The organism is Paramicrobacterium fandaimingii, assembly GCF_011751745.2.
GTDB classification, from domain to species: domain Bacteria; phylum Actinomycetota; class Actinomycetes; order Actinomycetales; family Microbacteriaceae; genus Paramicrobacterium; species Paramicrobacterium fandaimingii.
Map to the genome: position 1 here is coordinate 2,849,749 of NZ_CP061170.1, position 15,046 is coordinate 2,864,794.

Genomic DNA, 15,046 nt, shown 5'->3' on the forward strand with positions numbered 1-15,046 from the left:
CCGCAGTCATGGTGGAGTTCTGCCCATGGGCGTGCTTCTAGAGGGAAAAGCTCACGCCCGTCGCGCGTTCTGCCTCGGCCCAGATCGCCGCCGCGACAGTGCGATTCGTCGTCTCTCGCGCGGGCGAGTTCAGCGCCGCGTCGCCCTTCAGCATCCATTTCGGCCCATAGTAGGCCAGGCCCGCGGGCGGTGACGGGTCGGATGCCGCGAGCACGACGGGCATCGCTCCCCGATGCTTTCCCTGGGCAAATGGGGCCTGCAGGTTGTCGCGAAATCGCTTGCCGAGGCGCGGCTCGTTCACGGAGGGAACACGCGGCGTTCTGCCCGAGATGGAGTACCCGGGGTGGGCGACGAGCGACCGCACGAGAATTCCGGATGCCGCAAGGCGACGATCGAGCTCGAAGCCGAACGACTGCAGCATGAGCTTCGATCGGGCGTAGGCGACAAACGCGTTATAGAAACGCTGCAGCTGCGGGTCGTCGAGACGCGGCCACGGCCACAGCGCAGTGAGGCTTCCGAGCGTCACGATGCGGGAGCCTGGCGTGCGCTCGAGCGGGGGCAGCAGCGCCGCGGTGAGCGCAAAGTGTCCGAAGAAGTTTGTGGCAGCCACCAGTTCAAAGCCGTCGACGCTCTGCTGCCGCGACGCCGGCGTATGCACGATTCCGGCGTTCTCGATCAGCACGTCGATGCGCTCCAGCGTGCTCAGCTGCGCTGCCGCCTCGGCAACCGACGAGAGATCGGCCGTGTCGAGTCGCACGATCTCGAGCTCAGCACCGGGAACCCGACAGCGAATCGCCGCAGCTGCGGCATCCGCTCGCGCTGCGCTTCGACAGGCCATCACCACACGGTCGCCTGATTCGGCAAGGCGCAGCGTCGTCCAAAACCCGAGACCTGCGTTTGCGCCGGTCACGACGACGGTGCGGCGCTCTGCCCGCGAACCCATGCGCTACTGCCCGCGGGCGATGCGTTCGTGGTGGTGGATGACCTCCGACACCACGAACGTGAACCACTTCTCGGCAAACTCCGGGTCGAGCTCTGAGTCTGCGGCAAGCTCGCGCAGCCGAGTGATCTGACGTGCTTCTCGGGATGGGTCAGACGGGGGCAGTCCGTGCGTCGCTTTGAGCGAACCAACCTCTTGCGTGCACTTAAAGCGTTCAGCCAGCAGGTGCACGAGCGCGGCGTCGATATTGTCGATGCTCTTGCGCAGTCGATTCAGTTCAGCTGTGGCGTCGGAGTCGGGCATGCCCCAAGCCTAACCGTCACACGCGCTCCGGCTGTGCGAGCACGCGTGACAGCACAGGTTTGGTCGAGGCCACTGCCAATGCGACGAGCGCGAATCCGGCGACGAAGCAGACCGCGATCACGAGAAGCGATGCTGGTGCGAAGATCAGCGAGAGCCCGAGCAGCGGAAACACGAGAACCCCACCGACAATCGCCGAAAGCAGCGCAACAAACGTCAGCGGCACAAACACCTGCCGTGCACGCGTCGCCTCCATTGTGGAGCGAGCCATTCCGACGCGATCGAGATTCACCCAGGTCTCCCTTCGATCGAGAATCTCTGCCGCCTGGTTGACACCTGCTGAGCATGCCACCATGAGGAATGAAGCGATGAGAGTGATGAGGATTCCGGTGCGAATGTCGGTGATAAGCACCATGTCCTGAGGCCGGGCATCGGCGGATGCTGTCACGGCGACTGCTGTGCCCGTGCCGCCGACGACGGCAATAAAGCTTGTCATCGCCACCCCGCATACCTGCCGCCACGCCGCCTTGGGGTTTTCGAGGATGCTGCGCGCGGCAATCAGCTTCTGAGGCGACTTCGCCGAGCGCAGCTGTGCCTTGGCGAGCAGGGCAACGGCCCACGGACCGATGAGACCGAGAACGGCGACACCGGCGCCGAATGTCGCCGCGAGCACGACGATGATGACTCCCCAGTCGCCGAGTGCGCCGAGGCTCTGCAGCACGGTGAACCCGACAATCACCACGACGGCACCGATGAGCACGCGTGCCCAGTGCACGCGCTGCGGCTGCTGCTTTGTGCGCACGCCGAGAGGCGAGATCACAACCTGGCGCAGACCGATGACGCTGCTGATCGCGGCGATCACGGCAACGCCAGCGACGACGCCGAGAATCATCGGCACCCCCACCCACAGCGACGCTGCGCCAATCGGCTCGCCGCCGAACGGAATGAGGCCGACAAACGGCATGGATGCTGCATAGAGCGCCACTCCGGCGAGCGCGCCGATGACAGCGACAGCAGTCGATTCGAGAACCGTCATGCGCATCACTGACCCGGGCGTTGCGCCGAGCAGGCGAAGCGCGGCGAGACGGTCATCGCGACGGCGTGCAGACAGGCGAGCAGCGGAGCCTCCGAGCGAGGCGAGCGGCACAAGGAGCAGGGCAAGCGCGAGGACGCTGAGCATCTGGTAGAGGTCTGCGTCAACGCTCGTCCAGCGCCAGAACATCTGAACGCCGCCGGCGACGATCAGCAGAAGTGCCGTGGAGACGGCGAAGGCGATGGTCGGCAGCACGATCGTCGCTGGGCTCTGGGCACCGGGGCGTGCGAGCATCCAGGTGAGGCGCATGACGGGCATGCGGTCGCTGTGGCGGTCAGCTTGCTGAGTCGGATTCGCGGCGCGTGCGATGGCGGTGCTCATTGCTGGCTCCATCCGTCGCCGAGAAACTGGGTCTGCGCGTGCTGCGCACCGAGAGAGGTGTGTGGATGCTGCTGAGCTGCGCCCTGTGACGCCACACCCTGGGCGGGCGCGGGCTGCCGCAGCATCCCGTCTTGCATTCTGATTGTGCGCGAGCAGCGGGCCGCCACCGTCTCATCGTGCGTCACGACGACGAGCGTGTTGCCTTGGCCGACCGTCGAATCAAGAAGCGCCGACATGACCCCGTCTCCGGTTGTCGAGTCGAGAGCACCCGTCGGCTCGTCTGCAAAGGTCACCGTCGCACCCGTCACCTGAGCACGCGCGATGGCCACGCGCTGCGCCTGCCCGCCAGACAGCTCTCCGATGCGGCGCGCCTCCAGGCCACTGAGCCCCATCAGGTGAAGCCAATGTGTCGCGCGCCCCTCGGCCTCGCGGCGCGGGTATCCCGCCATCATGAGCGGCAGCGCCACGTTCTCATTGGCGGTGAGCTCGGGCAGCAGCAGCCCCTGCTGAAACACGAAGCCAAACGATTCGCGGCGCAGACGCGATCGCTCTTTCTCGCCCAGCTCGCTCACGCGAACGGCACCGGCGATCGATTGGAACGTGACAGTGCCAGCGTCGGGAACGATGATGCCGGCGAGCACGTGCAGAAGCGTCGTCTTCCCCGATCCGGATGCCCCCATGATGGCGACGGACTCTCCCGGCAATGCGGCGAAGCTGACACCCGCGAGGGCGCGAGCCGGGCCGTAGCTCTTGTGCAGGTTCTCGGCCGCGAGCAGTGGTGGCACTGTCACTGGCGGATTCGTCGTGGTTTGAGCACCGTATGCGGAGTCGTTGTTGTCGGTCATGATTCCATGCTCGTCATCCGCGGGAGCGAGCACATCGAGCGCTGGAGTGATCTGCGTCATCCTCCAGTCGCAGATCGTGCTGCCGTCAGGCGAACAGTCTGCGTTACGTGAACGGCGGAGCCGCTGCGTGCTCGAGGCGCTCCTGCAGCCGCGCACGAACGTCGGGCCATTCGCCCGCAAGCACCGAGTAGACGGCTGTGTCGCGCCAGGTTCCGTCAGCGCGGATCTTATGGTGCCGGAGGATTCCCTCAAACGATGCCCCGAGCTTCGCAATGGCCGCCCGAGACCGGGCATTGACGGCATCCGTCTGAATCTTCACCCTTTCGAACCCGGCGTCAAACGCGAGCGTGAGCAGCAGCAGCTTGCACTCCGGATTGACCGCGGTTCCCCAGGCCGCGGGATGGTATGCCGTCCAGCCGATGTGCGCGCCGTGGTTGAGCACGTCGATGTCGCCGAGCGACGTCGTGCCGATGACGCGACCGCTGGCTGGGCCGGTCGCAGATCCCGACGCGTTGCGCACGGTGAACGGAATGCCCGTTGCAAACGGGTAGTGGCTCGCGAGCTCGCGTTCGAACGTCGCGGAATCCGACGGCATTCCGGCCACGCCGCCTCCGTAGCCGAACTCATACACCTCGGGCCGCGCGATTGCGCCGAAGAGATCTGCGGCATCGGTGCCGACGAGGGGGTCGAGGCGCACGAACCGTCCGATGAGCGGTGTCGGCTCGGGGCGGGTGGCTGTCATGAATCGATATTAACGTGCGCGCGGGCGAGGCACGTGGCACTTCCCGTCTCAACTGTGCCCACGACGGTGCGCGGAATGCCTGTGCGCTCGTCGAGGCGATGCGTCGCGACGTCGCCAGAGAACTGGTGCGCCACGTGAACCAGCGTGCCATCGACGATGTGGTGGCGTGGCCAGTTGCCTCCCGATTCCACGTCGCCAATCGCACGCAGCTCAGTTCCGTCGCCGCGCACCTCAAGCGTGGAGAGGCGATTTGTGCCGCGGATGCCGGCATAGAGCCGATCGCGCCTGTCGCCGATCGCGATCTCGGCTCCGGTGTCGCCGTTTTCGAGGGAGTCTGCGCTCGCGCGCACCGCTGCGAGCACTCGCAGAGCGCCCGACTCGTCGAAGCGAAGCGTGAACACCTCGCCCGAGTATTCGGTGAGCACGTGCAGGTGGCCGCTCTCGTGCCACAGCGCATGCCGCGGCCCGACGCCCCGCGGCAGCGACACATCCTGCAGGTGCACGAGGCCCGACGCGGTCGGCCGCCACACGCCCACCAGGTCGAAACCGAGGTCCGTTGTGACGACGAGGCCGTTCGGCAGCCAGAGCGAGTGGTGCGCGTGCGGATCGCGAGCCGCGGCATCCGGTGCCGACAACGAGGCAAGCCCCGTATCGCCGTCGATGTCGAAGCCGTATGGGTCACGCGGCGCGGGCTCGATGACGTGAGCCGCGCCGACGAATCGCCCATCGGCACGCAGCGGAATCCAGCTGACCGATCCCGTGCCGTAGTTGGCGGCGACGAGAGCACGGCCGTCTGGAGCGACAGACAGGTGGCAGACTCCGGCATCGACAGCCGTGTCACCAACCGCGTCGAGAGCGTCGCCGCCAGCACGCAGCGCGAGTACCCTGCCCGTGAATTCTTCGCTCGCATACACGACCGGATGCTGCGGGTGCACCGCGAGCCACGACGGCGACTGTGCCGCGTGCGCGAACGAGGGGCGCAGCGTTCCGGCATCCTCTCGCGTCAGGGCGACGATCCCCGCTCCCGTGCCGTCGCCATCTGCCGTGTAGGTTCCGAGCCAGAAGGTGGGATGCGTGTGCGCCATGCTCTTCAGTCTGCCAGCAGAACGTGCCACCATTAAGCATGGCGCGAACAGAACGATATGCGATGGCCTGCCGCACGTTCATCGACGTGGTGGCGAACGTGGCGGGCGACCAGTGGGATGCTCCGGGCCTCGGCGTCTGGAATGTGCGCTCACTTGCCGGGCACACGGCGCGGGCGGTCATCACGGTGATCGACTACCTCGATCTCGACCCGGCTGCTCAGATTGATATGCCGACGGCGGGCGACTACTACGGCCAGATCTACCTCGCGTACACAAACCCGGAGGCGATCGCGAAGCGCGGCGTCGATGCGGGCATTGCGCTTGGAGACGACCCCGTCGGGGCCATCACCGCACTCGTCGAGCGTGCTCTCGCGCTTCTCGCCGAACAGCCGAGTGACAGACTCGTCTCGCTCGGCGGCATGGGAATTCCCCTCGACGAGTACCTCAAGACGCGCGTCTTCGAACTCGTGGTGCACACGATGGATCTCGCCCGCGCCACGGGTCAGACTGCGCACTTCGCGCCCGAACTCATCGAGTCGGCGGCCTCCCTCGCCGCGGGTATCGCCGCGCGCAAAGGCGACGGCGAGAGCGTGCTCATGGCGCTCACGGGCCGCGAGACGCTTCCGCCTGGCTTCAGCGTCGTCTGACGCCAGTGTTGTCTAACGCCAGTGTTTTCTAACGCCAGTGTGGCCTGACGTCAGTGTGGCGTGAGCGGCTCCGGCTCGCCCCGCTCGACCCGCGAGATCGCGTCGGCTGCACGCAGCAGCGTGAGGTGCGAGAGTGCCTGGGGGGTGTTCCCGACATGGTGCCCCGTGGTCGGATCGACCTCCTCGCTCAGCATCCCGACGTCGTTGGCGTAGCCGACGAGCCGGTCCATGAGCTCGCGGGCGTCGTCGAGACGACCACTGAAGGCGTACTGCTCGACGAGCCAGAATGAGCAAGCGAGAAACGGGTTCTCTCCAGGGGGTAGCCCGTCGACGTCGTGCTCTGTGCGGTAGCGCAGAAGCAATCCGTCTGCCATGAGCTCCCGCTCGATGACGGCAACCGTCGACAGCATCCTCGGGTCATCGTAGGCGCAGTAGCCAACCTGCGGCAGCTGCAGAAGCGACGCGTCGACGGTGCCCGAACCGTAGTGCTGCGTGTACGAGCCGAGTTCGGTATCAAACCCCTTCTCTTCGATCTCATCGCGGATGCGGTCGCGAAGCGCCTCCCACTCGTCGGCCGGTCCGTCGAGGCCGTCGTCCCTCACGGCGCTGATTGCGCGATCGAGCGCAGCCCACACCATGACGCGTCCCTGCGTGAAATACTGCGCGGGGCCACGAATCTCCCAAATTCCCTGGTCAGGCTTGTCCCACGTCTGCTCGACGAACTGCACGAGAGCACGTTGCAGTGGCCATGAGAAGTCGGTCTCATCGAGGCCCGCCTTGCGCGCCTTGTCGAGCGCGACCATGACCTCTCCGACGACATCCGACTGAAACTGGTCGACGGCGCCGTTGCCGACACGTACGGGGCTTGCCCCCCGATACCCGGGAAGCGACGAGATGTCTTTCTCCGCCAAGTCACGCTCGCCGGCAATGCCGTACATGATCTGCACGTCGGCCGGGTCACCCGCAATCGCACGCAGCAGCCAGGCCCGCCAGCCCGCGGCTTCGTCTGTGTAGCTGTGCAGCAGCAGCGCCTCAAGAGTGAGCGCCGCGTCGCGCAGCCACACATAGCGGTAATCCCAGTTGCGCTCGCCGCCGAACTGCTCAGGCAGCGATGTCGTCGCCGCCGCAACGATGCCTCCGGTCTCCTCGTGCGTCAGCGCCCGCAGCACGAGAAGCGAGCGGATCACCTCGTTGTAGTACGCGCCCTCGTGTGTGACGCGTGACGCCCAGTCTGTCCACCACTGCGTTGTTCTCTGCAGACCCCGGTCGACATCCGGAGCCTCCGGTGCCCGCTTATGCGAGGGGTACCAGGTCATGGTGAGGTCGATGGTCTCGCCCTCCGAAACTCTGAACGTCCCTGTGTGAGTGTGGTCGGGGGCCGCAGTGAGCGACATGCCGCGCATGACGATGGCGTCGGGTCCGGCCACTGCCTTGATTCCGTGGTGCGTGCCCTCCGACAGCTGCCGCACCCACGGGACTGCCGTTGCGTAGCCGAACCGAAAACGCACGTCAGCGGTCATCTCAACTGTGCCGCGCACTCCGCGCACGCGCCGAACCAGATCAGCTCGACCGTCGCGCAGGGGCATGAACTCCGTCACCTCGACTTCGCCGTCGTGCGTTGCCCACCGGGTGGTGAGCACGAAGCTGTGGTTCTGGTAGCGTCTCGACGCCACAGCTGACTCGTCCGTCGGGGCCAGCTTCCACCGACCATGGCTTTCGTCACCGAGGAGCGCCCCGAAAACAGACGGAGAATCGTAACGGGGTAGGCAGAGCCAGTCGATGCTGCCGTCGCGCGCGACGAGGGCCGCCGTCTGGCAATCGCTGATCAGGGCATAGTCTTCGATGTTCTGCGGCATGTGCCCAGTCTCGCGCAGGGAACAGAAATTATCGAGGGATGCCCCGGTCGAAGACGCTGCGGTGCCGCTCAGTCCACAAGGTCGTGCCGCACGACAATGGCGTCACGGCCGGGGCCGACGCCGATTGCCGAGATGCGCGAACCCGACATCTTCTCGAGCGCGAGCACGTAGTCCTGCGCGTTCTTCGGCAGATCATCGAAGCTGCGGCATCCGGTGATGTCTTGCTTCCAACCCGGAAACTCTTCGTAGATGGGAGTCGCGTGGTGAAAGTCCGACTGGTTCACGGGCATCTCGTCGAAGCGCACGCCGTCGACGTCGTAGGCAACGCACACGGGAATGGTGTCGAGGCCGTCGAGCACGTCGAGCTTGGTGAGCACGAAGTCGGTGACGCCGTTGATCCGAGAGGCATAACGCGCGATCGGTGCGTCGTACCAGCCGACGCGGCGCTCACGGCCCGTCGTCGTTCCGAACTCGAACCCGGTCTCGCGCAGATAGTCGCCGCTCTCATCGAACAGCTCGGTCGGGAACGGGCCAGCGCCGACGCGCGTCGTATACGCCTTGATGATCGCAATGACGCGGTCGATGCGGTTGGGCGCGACGCCCGAACCCGTCGCCGCTCCCCCGGACGTCGCGTTCGACGACGTGACGAACGGGTACGTGCCGTGATCGACGTCGAGCATCGTCGCCTGACCACCCTCGAAGAGCACGATCTTCTCGTCGTTCAGTGCCTCGTGCAGCTCAAGCGCCGTATCGGCGACCATGGGTCGCAGCCGCTCCGCGTACATGAGCAGCTCGTCGACGATCTCGTCGACCTCGATGGCGCGACGGTTGTAGATCTTCACGAGCGTGTGGTTCTTGACGTCGAGTGCTCCCTCGACTTTCTGCCGAAGAATGTTCTCGTCGTACAGATCTTGAATGCGGATGCCGACGCGGTTGATCTTGTCGGCATACGCCGGCCCGATGCCACGCCCCGTCGTGCCGATCTGACGCTTTCCGAGAAAGCGCTCCGTCACCTTGTCGAGCGTGCGGTGGTAGTGCGTGATCACGTGGGCGTTGGCGCTGACGCGCAGCTTCGACACGTCGACGCCGCGTGCAGTGAGTGCGTCGAGTTCTTGAAAGAGCACTTCGAGGTCGACGACGACGCCGTTTCCGATCACCGGCGTGACGCCTTCGGTCAGAATGCCGCTGGGCAGCAGGTGGAGGGCATACTTCTCGTCGCCGATGACGACCGTGTGGCCCGCGTTGTTTCCGCCGTTGAACTTCACGACGTAGTCGATGCGGCTTCCGAGCAGGTCAGTTGCCTTGCCCTTGCCCTCATCGCCCCACTGGGCGCCGACGATCACGATTCCTGGCATAGTGGATGCCTCTCTTTATCGGTGTGCGTGCGAATGCTGAGCGCAGCTCAGTCTTCGCCGCGAATGACGAACGTCTCTGTCGACGGCGCGGGTTCCCGCTTCGTTCCCAGAAGTTCGATGCGCGCTGCTGCCGTGTCGTCTGCGCCGCGCAGAAACTCATCGAGACGGTCAACCTCGCCTGTCTCGTCGATCATCGCGGCGGCTCGGCGCAGAACATACAACGCCCGCAGAACGCCGCGGTTTGGCTCGTGCGACCACGGAATGGGCCCCTGCCCGCGCCAGCCCGCTTTGCGCAGCGAATCGAGGCCGCGATGGTAGGCCACGCGCGCGGCCGCATACCCTTCGAGCGGGTGCGCCGGGTGAAGAACGTGCTCGGCATAGACGGCCCAGGCAAGGGCAGACGCCGGATGCTCCCGCACGACCTGCGAGATGGCATCGACGGTCTCCGCGCCCTCGAGAGCCGTCTCAACATCTGGCTCTGCAGGAAGGCGCGTCTCTGGAACCCCAAGCAGATTGTTATCGGTCACGAACCAATCGTATCAACCGAGCGCCCCACAGGACCCAAGCCGAGGTGACACGTCGATATGCCGCGGAGCCCGTTTCGCCGTTTTCGCGTCCCGACCTTAAGATTGAGGGCATGTCCAAAGTCCTCACAAGTCTTCCCGTCGGCGAACGCGTCGGCATCGCCTTCTCGGGCGGCCTCGACACCTCCTGCGCCGTCGCCTGGATGCGCCACAACGGCGCGATCCCCTGCACGTACACGGCAGACATCGGGCAGTACGACGAGCCCGACATTGACACGGTTCCCGCACGTGCCACGGAGTACGGTTCGGAGATCTCGCGCCTCGTCGACGCCAAATCGGCGCTTGTCGAAGAAGGGCTCGTCGCGCTGCAGTGCGGCGCCTTCCACATTCGCAGCGGCGGAAAGACGTACTTCAACACGACGCCGCTCGGCCGCGCCGTGACCGGAACCATGCTGGTGCGCGCCATGAAGGACGACGGCGTCGACATCTGGGGCGATGGCTCCACCTACAAGGGAAACGACATCGAGCGGTTCTACCGCTATGGCCTGCTCGCCAACCCGCGCCTCCGCATCTACAAGCCGTGGCTCGATGCACAGTTCGTCAAAGAGCTCGGTGGTCGCCAAGAGATGAGCGAGTGGCTCGTCGAGCACGGCTTCCCCTACCGCGACTCTGCGGAGAAGGCGTACTCGACAGATGCAAACATCTGGGGCGCAACGCACGAGGCGAAGACACTCGAGCACCTGAACGCCGGCGTTGACATCGTCGAGCCGATCATGGGCGTCGCCGCGTGGCGCGACGACGTCGAGGTGAAGACCGAAGAGGTCACCGTCACCTTCGAAGAGGGCCGCCCCGTCGCGATAAACGGCGTCGAGTTCGACGACGCCGTCGCGCTCGTGCACGAGGCAAACACCATCGGCGGCCGCCACGGGCTCGGCGTCTCAGACCAGATCGAGAACCGCATCATCGAGGCGAAGAGCCGCGGCATCTACGAGGCTCCGGGCATGGCGTTGCTGCACATCGCCTACGAGCGGCTGCTCAACGCGATCCACAACGAGGACACGATCGCCAACTATCACCAGGAGGGTCGCCGTCTGGGCCGCCTCATGTACGAGGGCCGCTGGCTCGACCCGCAGTCGTTCATGCTCCGCGAGTCGATCGTGCGCTGGGTCGGCTCCGCCGTCACCGGTTCGGTCACACTGCGCCTGCGCCGCGGCGACGACTACACGATCGTCGACACTCAGGGGCCGCGTCTGAGCTACCACCCGGACAAGCTGTCGATGGAGCGCGTCGAGAATGCCGCGTTCGACCCGACAGACCGCATCGGCCAGCTCACCATGCGCAACCTCGACATCGCCGACTCGCGCTCACGCCTCGAGCAGTACACCGCACAGGGCATCGTCTCGGGAGAGACAGCCAAGTTCATGGGCGACCTCGAAGAGGGCGAAGCCGCGGCGATCTCCGCCGGGGCGAAGTCGACGGATGCCGAGAGCGCACTCGACTCCGCTGCCATGGAGTTCGGCGTCGACTAACCGTCAGCTCACGAAAGTGAGATGCCAGAAAACGTCGCCTTTCGCGCATGCGTCAGCGACGTTTTCTGGCATCTCACTTTTTTGTTGGTGCGTCACACTCTGGCGTCGTCTTCGAGAGCCCTCTCGAGTGCGAGAAGTGCCTCCGTGACGGTCCCGTGCACAACCGCACCCGGATCACCCTTCAGAACAAGCTTCGTCACGCGAGTGCCTGCACTCGTCGCGATCGCCAGAAAGACCGTGCCATCTGGCTGGCCGTCCTGCGGTTCCGGGCCGCCCGCGCCCGTGACGGCAGCGGAGACATCAGCATGCATGAGCGTGCGCACACCCTCTGCCATCTCCTCAGCCGCCGAGGCGCGCACGACCGGTCCATCAGAGACGTTGAGCAATTCGTGCTTTGCCGATCGCGCGTACGCGACAACGCCTCCCATGAACCAATCGGACGCCCTCGGTGCTTTTCCAAGCGCCGCCGCGATTCCTCCGCTCGTGAGTGACTCTGCGACCGCGATCGAGGCTCCAGCGCGCTGCGCCAATCGCGAGATGCGCTCCGCGATTGCCGAATGCTCAACTCGCGGCATTGTGACAGCCCCGGCTCCGCGACATCGCGCCTCAGACGAGGCCGGCGTCAGCGAGCCAGTCCTTCGCGATGGTGGCGGGCGAGGCCTTCTCGTCACCCTGGTTTCGGGTGTTCATGTCGATCAGGTCTTCCGTCGTGAGCTTCGCAGAGACGGCGTTGAGCGCCTCAACGACCTCGTCTGTGGCAGCATCCGAATTGATCAGCGGCACAACGTTCTGCGGCAGGATCAGGTTCTCCGGGTCCTCGAGCGTGACGAAGCCGTTCTCCGTGATCGCCGGTGACGTCGTGAAGAGATCGGCGACGTTCACCGTGCCCTTGACGAGCGCCTCGACAGTCAGCGGTCCGCCCGAGTCGTTGATCGGTGTGAACGACATATTGTCGGCGGCAACCCCGTACACGTCGGTGAGCCCCTGCGGCCCGTATGGCCGCTCCTTCAGCTCGGGGTTTCCTCCGATGACGAGCTTCTCGTCGACGTTTGCGAGATCGGCGAGGCTTGTCACGCCGTTCTTCTCACTGAACTCCTGCGTGACGTTGTAGCTGTCTTTGTCTTCGGCCTTCGCCTGGTCGAGCACCTCGAAGCCGTCGGGGACGGCGTCGGAGAGCGCGTCGTAGACCTCGTCGCTCGACGAGGCGTCAGACGAGTCATCGTAGAACTGCAGCAGGTTGCCCGTGTAATCGGGAATGAGGTCGATCGACCCATCTTCGAGTGCCGCGACATACACATCGCGCTGCCCGATCTGCATAGTGCGCTCGACAGTGATGTCTTGCGCCTCCAGCGCTTGAGCGTAGATCTCGGCGATGATCTCAGACTCTGCGAAGCCCGCAGAGCCCACCTTGACCGTCGACGTGCCCCCGTTGTCTGATGTGTCTGAGCCCGAGATGGAGTCGGAGCTTCCGCACGCGCTCAGGGCGAGCGCTGCGGTGACTGCGAGTCCGAGCCCGATGGCTCGTCGTGCTGTACCCATTGTGGTTCCCTTCGTGTGAACGATCATGCGGCATCCACCGCAACGGACTTACGTTTTGTCGCCGCCTCGCCGAGACCACGACTCCGTGCCGCACGCACGCCCTTCGAGACGACAGAGCGCTCCAGCAGTGCGAACAGTCCGTCGACGATGAGGGCAAGCACCGTCACGATGATGGCGCCACCGATGACGGCATCCCAACGACGCAGCGACAGGTTGTCGAAGACGAATCGACCGAGTCCGCCGAGCGGAAGATACGCGGCAATCGTCGCCGTCGCGATCACCTGCAGCGCCGCCGAGCGAACCCCGCTCACGATCAACGGCATCGCGAGTGGAATCTCGACGCGCGCGAGAATCTGCCATTCCGTCATGCCCATCGCCCGAGCGGAGTCGATTGTCGAGCGCTCGATCGCCTCGATGCCGGCGTACGTGCCCGCGAGCAGCGGAGGAACGGCGAGAACGGCGAGCACGATGATCACCGGCGTCAGGCCGATGCCAAGCCACAGGGCGAAGAGAAAGAGCAGCCCGAGTGTCGGCAGCGCTCTCAGCGACCCGGTGACGAGCACCGCTGCTCCCCTCAGCTTGCCGGTGTGGCCGATGTAGAGCCCGACAGCAACGCCGACGATGCCCGCGGCGATGAGCGTCACGACGGTGTAGATCAGGTGCTCGAGGGTACGCATCGGGATGCCGTTCGAACCCGCCCAGTTGGCGGCGTCGAAGAGCCACGCGAATGCGGCAGCGAAGAGGCTCATGCGGCAACCTCCGTGCGCGTGGCTGCGCGTCGACGCTTCACTTGCGCACCTGATCGCGTCCACGGCATGAGCAGTCGGCCGATGAGAACAAGCGCGACGTCGAAGACGACGGCGATAACGATTGTCGCGACGATGCCGGCGAGAATCTCGGTGGGAAACTGCCGGTTGAGTCCGTCAATGAAGAGGTAGCCGAGGCTCGAGACGCCGATGAGCGAGCCGACGCTGATCAGACTCACGGTGCTCGCCGAGACGACCCGCATTCCCGCGACAAGAACGGGGCCGGCAAGGGGCAGCTCGACCGCCCAGAACCGCCCCCATCCCGAGTAGCCGACGGCAGTTGCCGATTGCCGCACGCTCGGCTCGACAGAGCTGAAGCCGTCCGCGGCCGAGCGCACCATGAGCGCAATCGCGTAGATGGTCATGGCGACGACCACGTTCGCAGGATCGAGCTGCGTTGTGCCGAGAATCGCCGGAAGCACGAGAAAAAGCGAGAGCGACGGAATCGTGTACAACAGCCCACTCACGGTGAGAAGGATGCTGCGCGACACCGCGTAACGGTGGGCGACCCAGCCGAGCGGCACCGACAGAATGAACCCCAGAACGATCGGCGGAACGCTCAACCCGACATGCGTCAGGGTGAGCTCCCAGATCTGTGCGAAGTTGGCGACGACCCAGCTCATGCGGAGGTCGGATGCTCCGGTCGAAGAACACCCGCGATACGCCCAGACGGGTCAACCGCGACGCGCCTGCCGTTGCGCTCGAGAACCGTCAGGTCGCGTTTCCCTTCGTTCGCGCCGACGAAATCGGCGACGAAGTCATCTGCGGGAGCAGAGATGATGTCGTCTGCCGTTCCTGCCTGCACGATGTGGCCGCCCCGACGGAGAATCACGACGTTGTCGCCGAGCAGAAACGCTTCGTCGATGTCGTGCGTGACAAAGACGATGGTCTTGGCGAGCTTGCTCTGAATGCGCAGAAGCTCCTGCTGCAGTTCGCGCCGCACAATGGGGTCAACGGCACCGAAAGGCTCGTCCATCAGCAGAATGTTTGGATCGATGGCGAGCCCGCGGGCGACCCCGACACGTTGCTGTTGCCCGCCGGAAAGCTGCGCCGGGTATCGGTCGGCGAGGCCACGGTCGAGCCCGACGGTGTCGAGAAGCTCGAGCGCCGCCGCGTGTGCCTCCTTCTTCTTCACTCCCGTGAGCATCGGCACCGTCGCGACGTTCTCGATAACTGTGCGATGCGGAAGCAGCCCGGAGTTCTGCATGACATAGCCGATGCGGCGACGAAGAGTCACGGGGTTGAGCGTCGCGATATCGTCGTCGTCGATGTGGATCGTGCCGCCCGTCGGGTCGACCATGCGATTGATCATGCGCAGGATCGTCGTCTTTCCGCATCCGGACGATCCGACGAACACTGTTGTCTGGCGCGACGGGATGGTGAGACTGAAGTCGTCGACCGCGCGCGTGCCATCGGGGAACGTCTTCGAGACGTGATCGAACTGGATCATGGTGGTCGGAGAAC

16 protein-coding genes are annotated in these 15,046 nt (G+C 65.2%); 2 read left to right on the top strand and 14 right to left on the bottom strand.

Translation table 11 applies throughout. From position 1 onward, the window contains the following. Positions 1–37: 37 nt before the first annotated feature. From HCR84_RS13735 to HCR84_RS13760, 6 genes are all read right to left on the bottom strand, one after another. Entirely contained in the window at positions 38–943 is a 906-nt protein-coding gene (locus HCR84_RS13735; protein ID WP_166980126.1) for an SDR family NAD(P)-dependent oxidoreductase, read from the bottom strand. Between the two features lie 3 nt (positions 944–946). Next, positions 947–1,243: a chorismate mutase gene (locus tag HCR84_RS13740; protein WP_166980124.1), complete on the bottom strand. Its 297-nt coding sequence runs from the start codon at positions 1,241–1,243 to the stop codon at positions 947–949. A 16-nt stretch (positions 1,244–1,259) separates the two neighbouring features. Continuing rightward, a complete protein-coding gene (locus HCR84_RS13745; protein ID WP_244972497.1) occupies positions 1,260–2,654 on the bottom strand; it encodes an FtsX-like permease family protein in 1,395 nt (464 codons plus the stop codon). Beyond that, complete coding sequence (locus HCR84_RS13750; protein ID WP_166981867.1) at positions 2,651–3,499, bottom strand: ABC transporter ATP-binding protein; 849 nt, start codon at positions 3,497–3,499, stop codon at positions 2,651–2,653. Before HCR84_RS13750 ends, HCR84_RS13745 begins: the two co-directional genes overlap by 4 nt. Positions 3,500–3,602: 103 nt before the next feature. Further along, positions 3,603–4,241 (bottom strand): GNAT family N-acetyltransferase, encoded by a 639-nt coding sequence (locus HCR84_RS13755; RefSeq protein WP_166980122.1) that lies wholly within the window; start codon positions 4,239–4,241, stop codon positions 3,603–3,605. Then, positions 4,238–5,326 (bottom strand): lactonase family protein, encoded by a 1,089-nt coding sequence (locus HCR84_RS13760; RefSeq protein ID WP_166980120.1) that lies wholly within the window; start codon positions 5,324–5,326, stop codon positions 4,238–4,240. The genes HCR84_RS13755 and HCR84_RS13760 overlap by 4 nt, the downstream gene beginning before the upstream one ends. A 38-nt stretch (positions 5,327–5,364) precedes the next feature. On the opposite strand from HCR84_RS13760, the gene HCR84_RS13765 reads away from it, so the two are divergent. Beyond that, complete coding sequence (locus HCR84_RS13765; RefSeq protein WP_166980118.1) at positions 5,365–5,973, top strand: maleylpyruvate isomerase N-terminal domain-containing protein; 609 nt, start codon at positions 5,365–5,367, stop codon at positions 5,971–5,973. Between the two features lie 50 nt (positions 5,974–6,023). On the opposite strand, the gene HCR84_RS13770 is transcribed toward HCR84_RS13765, so the two are convergent. The 3 genes from HCR84_RS13770 to HCR84_RS13780 form a co-directional block, all read right to left on the bottom strand. After that, a complete protein-coding gene (locus HCR84_RS13770) occupies positions 6,024–7,829 on the bottom strand; it encodes a glycoside hydrolase family 15 protein (protein ID WP_166980116.1) in 1,806 nt (601 codons plus the stop codon). Between the two features lie 68 nt (positions 7,830–7,897). After that, positions 7,898–9,184: an adenylosuccinate synthase gene (locus tag HCR84_RS13775; protein ID WP_166980114.1), complete on the bottom strand. Its 1,287-nt coding sequence runs from the start codon at positions 9,182–9,184 to the stop codon at positions 7,898–7,900. Positions 9,185–9,231: 47 nt separating this feature from the next. Then, positions 9,232–9,711, bottom strand: a complete 480-nt coding sequence (locus tag HCR84_RS13780; protein WP_166980112.1) for a DUF3151 domain-containing protein — start codon at positions 9,709–9,711, stop codon at positions 9,232–9,234. A 110-nt stretch (positions 9,712–9,821) separates the two neighbouring features. On the opposite strand from HCR84_RS13780, the gene argG reads away from it, so the two are divergent. Beyond that, the gene (gene argG / locus HCR84_RS13785; RefSeq protein ID WP_166980110.1) at positions 9,822–11,237 is read left to right on the top strand and encodes an argininosuccinate synthase; all 1,416 of its coding nucleotides are present in this window, start codon (positions 9,822–9,824) and stop codon (positions 11,235–11,237) included. Between the two features lie 92 nt (positions 11,238–11,329). Here the strand turns inward: argG and HCR84_RS13790 are convergent, their stop codons facing one another. Genes HCR84_RS13790 through HCR84_RS13810 form a run of 5 tightly spaced genes read right to left on the bottom strand, consistent with a single transcriptional unit; the run spans position 11,330 to position 15,032 of the window. Continuing rightward, positions 11,330–11,812: a CinA family protein gene (locus HCR84_RS13790; RefSeq protein ID WP_166980108.1), complete on the bottom strand. Its 483-nt coding sequence runs from the start codon at positions 11,810–11,812 to the stop codon at positions 11,330–11,332. Positions 11,813–11,843: 31 nt separating this feature from the next. Then, positions 11,844–12,803 carry an ABC transporter substrate-binding protein gene (locus HCR84_RS13795; RefSeq protein ID WP_235940704.1) on the bottom strand — a complete coding sequence of 320 codons (960 nt, stop codon included), beginning with the start codon at positions 12,801–12,803 and terminating at the stop codon, positions 11,844–11,846. Next, on the bottom strand, positions 12,800–13,525 hold the full coding sequence (locus HCR84_RS13800) for an ABC transporter permease (RefSeq protein ID WP_166980106.1): 726 nt from the start codon (positions 13,523–13,525) through the stop codon (positions 12,800–12,802). The genes HCR84_RS13795 and HCR84_RS13800 overlap by 4 nt, the downstream gene beginning before the upstream one ends. Beyond that, positions 13,522–14,205, bottom strand: a complete 684-nt coding sequence (locus HCR84_RS13805) for an ABC transporter permease (RefSeq protein WP_166980104.1) — start codon at positions 14,203–14,205, stop codon at positions 13,522–13,524. The genes HCR84_RS13800 and HCR84_RS13805 overlap by 4 nt, the downstream gene beginning before the upstream one ends. Then, positions 14,202–15,032: an ABC transporter ATP-binding protein gene (locus tag HCR84_RS13810; RefSeq protein WP_166980102.1), complete on the bottom strand. Its 831-nt coding sequence runs from the start codon at positions 15,030–15,032 to the stop codon at positions 14,202–14,204. The genes HCR84_RS13805 and HCR84_RS13810 overlap by 4 nt, the downstream gene beginning before the upstream one ends. Positions 15,033–15,046 lie beyond the last annotated feature (14 nt).

Excerpts from the sequence above, each read along its gene's own strand:
- HCR84_RS13750 (WP_166981867.1), bottom strand. The coding sequence starts at position 3,499 with ATGACCGACAACAACGACTCCGCATACGGTGCTCAAACCACGACGAAT.
- HCR84_RS13800 (WP_166980106.1), bottom strand. The coding sequence starts at position 13,525 with ATGAGCCTCTTCGCTGCCGCATTCGCGTGGCTCTTCGACGCCGCCAAC.
- argG (WP_166980110.1), top strand. The coding sequence starts at position 9,822 with ATGTCCAAAGTCCTCACAAGTCTTCCCGTCGGCGAACGCGTCGGCATC.
- HCR84_RS13745 (WP_244972497.1), bottom strand. The coding sequence starts at position 2,654 with ATGAGCACCGCCATCGCACGCGCCGCGAATCCGACTCAGCAAGCTGAC.
- HCR84_RS13755 (WP_166980122.1), bottom strand. The coding sequence starts at position 4,241 with ATGACAGCCACCCGCCCCGAGCCGACACCGCTCATCGGACGGTTCGTG.
- HCR84_RS13795 (WP_235940704.1), bottom strand. The coding sequence starts at position 12,803 with ATGATCGTTCACACGAAGGGAACCACAATGGGTACAGCACGACGAGCC.
- HCR84_RS13765 (WP_166980118.1), top strand. The coding sequence starts at position 5,365 with ATGGCGCGAACAGAACGATATGCGATGGCCTGCCGCACGTTCATCGAC.
- HCR84_RS13775 (WP_166980114.1), bottom strand. The coding sequence starts at position 9,184 with ATGCCAGGAATCGTGATCGTCGGCGCCCAGTGGGGCGATGAGGGCAAG.
- HCR84_RS13735 (WP_166980126.1), bottom strand. The coding sequence starts at position 943 with ATGGGTTCGCGGGCAGAGCGCCGCACCGTCGTCGTGACCGGCGCAAAC.
- HCR84_RS13740 (WP_166980124.1), bottom strand. The coding sequence starts at position 1,243 with ATGCCCGACTCCGACGCCACAGCTGAACTGAATCGACTGCGCAAGAGC.
- HCR84_RS13760 (WP_166980120.1), bottom strand. The coding sequence starts at position 5,326 with ATGGCGCACACGCATCCCACCTTCTGGCTCGGAACCTACACGGCAGAT.
- HCR84_RS13810 (WP_166980102.1), bottom strand. The coding sequence starts at position 15,032 with ATGATCCAGTTCGATCACGTCTCGAAGACGTTCCCCGATGGCACGCGC.
- HCR84_RS13790 (WP_166980108.1), bottom strand. The coding sequence starts at position 11,812 with ATGCCGCGAGTTGAGCATTCGGCAATCGCGGAGCGCATCTCGCGATTG.
- HCR84_RS13805 (WP_166980104.1), bottom strand. The coding sequence starts at position 14,205 with ATGAGCTGGGTCGTCGCCAACTTCGCACAGATCTGGGAGCTCACCCTG.
- HCR84_RS13770 (WP_166980116.1), bottom strand. The coding sequence starts at position 7,829 with ATGCCGCAGAACATCGAAGACTATGCCCTGATCAGCGATTGCCAGACG.